The sequence below is a fragment of the Petralouisia muris genome, from assembly GCF_004793545.1.
Lineage (GTDB): Bacteria > Bacillota > Clostridia > Lachnospirales > Lachnospiraceae > Petralouisia > Petralouisia muris.
The window spans coordinates 1-5883 of the sequence record NZ_SRYA01000144.1; the positions used below are offsets into that span (position 1 = coordinate 1).

6 protein-coding genes are annotated in these 5883 nt (G+C 49.8%); all 6 read left to right on the forward strand.

Translation table 11 applies throughout. The features are described from left to right. Positions 1 to 258: 258 nt before the first annotated feature. The 6 genes from E5329_RS27970 to E5329_RS27995 all read left to right on the forward strand — a co-directional run bounded on the left by E5329_RS27970 (position 259) and on the right by E5329_RS27995 (position 5870). Complete coding sequence (locus E5329_RS27970; protein ID WP_135992418.1) at positions 259 to 1191, forward strand: DUF932 domain-containing protein; 933 nt, start codon at positions 259 to 261, stop codon at positions 1189 to 1191. 18 nt (positions 1192 to 1209) lie between these two features. Continuing rightward, positions 1210 to 1836, forward strand: a complete 627-nt coding sequence (locus tag E5329_RS27975) for a Spc97/Spc98 family protein (protein ID WP_135992419.1) — start codon at positions 1210 to 1212, stop codon at positions 1834 to 1836. Beyond that, positions 1799 to 2725, forward strand: coding sequence for a YqaJ viral recombinase family nuclease (locus E5329_RS27980; protein WP_135992420.1), 927 nt, complete (start codon positions 1799 to 1801; stop codon positions 2723 to 2725). Before E5329_RS27975 ends, E5329_RS27980 begins: the two co-directional genes overlap by 38 nt. Before the next feature lie 149 nt (positions 2726 to 2874). Continuing rightward, complete coding sequence (locus E5329_RS27985) at positions 2875 to 3972, forward strand: hypothetical protein (RefSeq protein ID WP_275443841.1); 1098 nt, start codon at positions 2875 to 2877, stop codon at positions 3970 to 3972. A gap of 79 nt (positions 3973 to 4051) precedes the next feature. After that, complete coding sequence (locus E5329_RS27990; protein ID WP_135992421.1) at positions 4052 to 4669, forward strand: DUF5688 family protein; 618 nt, start codon at positions 4052 to 4054, stop codon at positions 4667 to 4669. Between the two features lie 253 nt (positions 4670 to 4922). Beyond that, on the forward strand, positions 4923 to 5870 hold the full coding sequence (locus tag E5329_RS27995; protein WP_135992422.1) for an RpnC/YadD family protein: 948 nt from the start codon (positions 4923 to 4925) through the stop codon (positions 5868 to 5870). Positions 5871 to 5883 lie beyond the last annotated feature (13 nt).

Genomic DNA, 5883 nt, shown 5'->3' on the forward strand with positions numbered 1-5883 from the left:
TAATTCCCCCATGAATGGGGGCTAGGGGGCTGAAGTGTCGAAGACACTTTTTTATGGAGGAAGGAGGTGAAAGAGGATGAAAGAGCTTGAAATCGCATTGCTTATATTAAGCTGCGGCGCACGTCTGCTGGAAGTCTTGGACGAGGACTAAAGAGGTGCTGGGTTGCTTGCCAGCACGGCGCATTGCAGGAAAATAGCAAAAGCAAGAAACGCACTGGAAAAGAAGTGCCTACAACATCCAAAAGGAGGGAAACGATTATGGCTGCAGAAGTGGAAAGCATGTTTTATGTAAGGGAAGCCCCTTGGCACGGCCTGGGGACAAGGGTGCAGGAAGCGCCGGACTCCAGGGAGGCATTACGTTTGGCCGGGCTGGACTGGAGCGTGGTGCAGGAGCCTATTTACACAGCAAGAAAGGAATTAGTGGAAGGGCACAAAGCGAACGTCCGGGATTCCGACGGGAAACCGCTTGGCGTGGTGACGGACCGCTACCGGGTCATCCAGAACCGGGAGGCCTTCGCCTTCACGGACAGCCTGCTGGGGGAAGGGGTGCGCTATGAAACGGCGGGAAGCCACCTGGGCGGCAGGAAAGTGTGGCTCCTGGCGCGGATGCCCCATGAGTATATCATCTCTGGGGAACGTGTCAGCCCCTATCTGCTGTTCTCAAATGCCCATGACGGATCTGGGGCAGTGCGTGTGGCCCTCACCCCAATCCGGGTGGTCTGCAACAACACCTTAAACCTGGCTCTGGCCACGGCAAAGCGCTCCTGGTCCATGGTTCACACCGGGGACGTCAGAAGCCGGATGAAGGAAGCGGAAGATACGCTGTTTTTGGCTGGGCAGTACATGGACAGCCTGGGGAAAGAGTTTGACGCCCTCCGGAAAAAGAAACTGTCAGACAGACAGGTGATGGAATACATAGAAATTTTACTGCCCCTGGAGGACGGCTCTACGCCTCAGCAGGAAAAGAACACCAGGCGGTTGCGTGAAGACATGAAAATGAGGTATTTTGACGCGCCTGACCTGCAGGGTGTTGGGAAGAATGCCTACCGTTTCATAAACGCAGCTTCAGATTTTGCTACCCACGCACAGCCCCTGCGGAAATCGGCGAACTATAAGGAAAACCTGTTCTTAAAGACGGTGGAAGGCAACCCGTTGATTGACCGGGCTTACCAGATGATGAAAGCGGCGTAAAAGGGAAAGGAGGCAGCCATGCAAAAAGAAACCCATAAGGCAACAAAACCAATGGAAAAAGCGGATAATTACACATCCGGAAAATCGGAAGCTTTCACAGAAAAGAAAAAGAGGGAGAAAGATTTTGGGAGAGAAAAACTAGAAGAAGCGTTCTGCCATAAAATCAGTGAAGAATTGGAAGGATTTAAAGAGGAAGCCTTAAGGCTGGAAAAAGAGGAAATCTTCTCCATCGTCTACCGGATTGACAGCATGATACGCATTTATGAAACGCTGGCGGAGCACAGCGGGGAACTCGGGGAGGAAGAATTAAAGCGGTGCGTCCAGGAAGAAGGAATTTTGCAGTCCCTTTACCAAAGGTGGCTGAAATCCCCCGCCCCACAGGAAGAAGAATTGGAACATAGTGTATGCTCCGGGATAAAGGAAATCTGCAGGGATGCGGAATCTGAAGCCGGGGAAACAATCAGGGAAAAGAAGCAAAAGCTTCTGGAAACGGAAGAAAAGACAGCCAGAACGAAACAGAAAATAAGCGTGGGACAGAGGGAGACAGGAACCAAAGGAAAACGGGAATCCCAGAAAAAGAATGGAACCCTAAGGAAGGAGAGATTTCATGGAAAAGCTGACAGTGACCAAAAACCTGCCGCGTGAGGAATGGCTGAAATGGAGGAAGATGGGAATCGGCGGCTCGGACGCCGGGGCGGTATGCGGGCTGAACCCTTACCGGACGGCCCTGGAAGTCTATTTGGACAAAACCTCAGACAGCCTGGAAATATCCGACAGCGAAGCCATGCGCCAGGGAAGGGAGTTTGAGGATTACGTGGCGAGGAGGTTCATGGAAGCCACCAGGAAGAAAGTCCGCAGGGCGAACTTCATGTACTATGACGAAAAGAACCCGTTTATGCTTGCGGACGTGGACCGGATGGTGGCGGGGGAGAACGCCGGGCTGGAATGCAAGACCGCCAGCCCTTACCTGGCGGAGAGATGGAAAGATGGGAAAATCCCTTTATCCTACCAGATACAATGCCATCATTATATGTACGTCTGCGGCGCGGACGCCTGGTACATCGCGGTGCTGATTTATGGGAGGGAGTTTAAATTCCAGAGGATAGAGCGCGACGAAAGAATACAGTCCGATTTAATCCAGATTGAAAAAGACTTCTGGGAAAACCATGTGCTGAAACATAAAATGCCGGACCCGGACGGCTCCAAACTGGCGGACAGCGTATTAGCGGAATATTTCAAAGATTCCAGGGAAATCTCCATCCCTCTTTCCGGGTTTGACGGGAAGCTGGCGCGCAGGGAAGAGCTTGCCGAGGGAATAGAAAAGCTGGAGAGGGAGAAACGCCTCATTGAGCAGGAATTGAAGCTGTACCTTGGGGAAGCGGAGCTTGCCGAGAACGACCGCTACCGGGTGTCCTGGAAGCAGGTGGACAGCAGCCGCCTGGATGAAAAGCGCCTGAAGGAGGAACGGCCGGAAATCTATGAACAGTACAAAAAGACCATTAAGAGCAGAAGGTTCACCGTGAAAGCGGCGTAAAAAACGCAGGGGCAGGAAAAGAAATCCTGCCCCTTTTCCGCACCGTAACAACCGCAGACAGGCGCGCCATAACCTGAAAACGGGCATGGCAAAGAAACGGAAAGCGGATTTATTTTGACATACAGCCAGGGAGAAAGGAAGTGGATGTTTTGCCGTCAGACACAGGAGAAAAAAGGGCGGGCTTAAAGAACGATACCGGCTTAAAAGAAGAACTGTCAAAAAAGGCCGGGGCCATAAAAGGAAAAGAGACGCAGCCCCAAGAAGCCGGAGCCGTAAAAGAAACAGGGGAACCGATGAAAAAAGCCGGAGCCAGGAAGGCGGGAGGCGGAGAGCCAAAAGGAACTGAAACCCCAGGAGTAAAAGACGGGGAGCCAAAGAAAGCTGGAACCGTGGAAGAAAAGGCAGGGAAGCCAAAGAAAACTGGAACTGCCAAAGAAAAGGAAGGGGAGCCAAAGAAAATCAAGCCTACAAAAGAAAAAGAAGAAAGCAGAGATGGGAATGAAACCCAGCCTTCCCCTGCGGGGCCTGAAAAACCGGAAAAGGCCGCAGCCCCATCCCCATTCATCCGCCTGCTGCGGGCGGATGAAATTGAGTGCCGGGTGTCCACCATCAGCCAGAAGGGCTTAAGCCTGCTTCTGTTCAAGGACGCCCGCGTGGACCAGAGGATATTGGACGAGGCCTTCACGCCCTTCGGGTGGAAGCGCACCCACCAGAGCATAGACGGGAACCTTTACTGCACCGTGGAAATCTGGGACGGGGAGAAAGGCCAGTGGATAGCGAAGCAGGACGTGGGGACGGAGAGCCGTTCCGAAAAGGAGAAGGGCCAGGCCTCCGATTCCTTCAAGCGGGCCTGCTTCAACTGGGGCCTGGGCCGGGAGCTTTACACCGCCCCGTTCATCTGGGTCCCGGCGGAAGCCGCCAATATCAGCCAGGAAGGGGGCCGTTACGTCACGTCCGACTGCTTTTACGTGCAGCACATTGCCTATAATGAAAACCGTGAAATCGCAGGCCTTAGGATTGTAAACGGCAGAGGTTTTCTTGTCTATGAATTGAAAAGGAGGCCGGAGATAAAATTCATCACAGGGATACAGATGGAAGCGTTAGAGCAGGAGCTTGCCCGCACCGGGGTTTCCATGGAAGCGGTATTGGAGCGGTACGGCCTGAGGGAGCCGGGGCAGATAACGGCGGAAATCTTCGCGAAAGCAATCAGCAGCCTAAAAAAGACAAAGACGAAAGAAGCGGCATAAAGGAGCCGGAAACGCCCGGAACGGCAGAAAATAAAGGAAGAGAAAAAGACGCGTTTACAGGAAAGGAGAAAACAGCCATATGTGGATGGAATATGAGGAATTCGCGGAAGCGCGGGGACGCGTCCGCCTTGTCCTGCTGAACGCGGAGTGGAACCGGGGACTGCTGGAAGGATGCCCCAGCCGGGAATTCCTGGATTTGGCGGCGGCATACTGCCTGGAACTGGAAGGCAAAGACTACAAGGCAACCGCCCTCGTAAAAGAATATTATCTGGAAAGCTGGGGCGTCACGGAAGGGGAACTGTGGGAGACGGCCTTGGAAAACCTGCGGAAGGAGGAATATGGGATAAAGCCCCTGTCGGAGATACTGGAATCCATGCTGGGGCCAAGAATGGGCAGCTTCCATGACTTCCCGTTTCTGTATGTTTTGACAAACCAGCGGGTGAGCCATGGGGCGGCCGGAATCCTAAGGAAAGACCTTCTGGAAGAATTTTCAAAGCTGGCGCGTGGGAATTTTTACATTTTGCCAAGCTCCGTGCATGAAACGCTGCTGTTAGTGGATGGCCCAGGCATAAAAGCGGAAGACTTAAGGGATATGGTGCAGTCCATCAACCGGGATGAAGTGAGCCAGGAGGAATGGCTGTCAGACAACGTTTATTATTATGACAGGGAAAAAGGAGAGCTTGAGATTGCTCTGTAATATTATGTGATAACCAGCATTTTAATTTTCAATGATAAGGAATATCTGGCTTTTGCTTGAGAGGGATTTACAGTTATTACTCTGGTGGATGAATGCCGGAGTAATAATCTCCCCAATAAGATAAAAAGGGCCAGAATTTTGATAAAGTATGAATCAAAGATAATTTTTATTGTCACAGGTAAGATTTGCCGATATAATAAAAGCAGAAATATTTTCTTGAAAAATAAGATAATATTTACAGAAGGGAGCAGGAATGCAGAAGAAAACACCTGATTATGACAATGTGTTTAAAACCATGAAAAGCAAACACAAAAGGCTGTTTATTTCAGTCATTAATGATATTTTTGGAAAAGATTATCCAATGGATGCCAAAGTGGATGTGCTGCCCTCGGAAGGGTATCTGACAGAAAGCGAAGGTGCAGATGGAAACAGGGAAATAGAAGAACAGATTTCGGATTTTCTGATGAAAATCGGAAGTGAAATTTATCTGTTGGAATGCCAGAGCTACGACGACGGTTCTATGGCAATCAGAATTGCCGAATATGCATTTATTGTTGCAAGGCAGTTTGCCATATGGGATATTGGCCATGCTGTTATTCCCATGCCGCGGTTTTCCGTTATTTATGTAAAAAAGACAGATAAAACACCAAAATCAACCACCATTACCTTTACATTTCCCGACGGGCAGCGTGTGGATTATAAATCAGAGAATGTAATTTTGGCGGAATTTACAAAAGAATATATTGTGGAAAAACGTCTGTTTCCATATATTCCTTTTTATGTTGCAAGGTATGAGAAGGAAATTGCATATGGGGACAGGATAGAAGAAGCTGTCAGGGATTTGAAATATTTCAGGAATGAAATGCTCCGGCTGCATAAAGACGGGGAACTGTCAGACGATGAAATCATAGACCTGATGGGATTTGTGAATATTATTATTACACATATTACAAATGGAAATGAAAATGAGGAAAGGCTGGTGAATATTATGGGAGGAACTGTAATTGAGACAGAATCAGAGAAATTAATACAGCGTGGAGTAAAGCAGGGGATGCAGCAGGGCAAAGTGCAGATTATCATTGAGCTGGGAAAGGAAGAAGGGCTGGAAGATACAGTTATTTTATCCAGGCTGCAGGAAAAAGCGGGTGTGACTTTAGAGCAGGCCATGTCCTATCTGCGTAAATACGGGAAACAGGCGTAAAGGATGGAAAGAG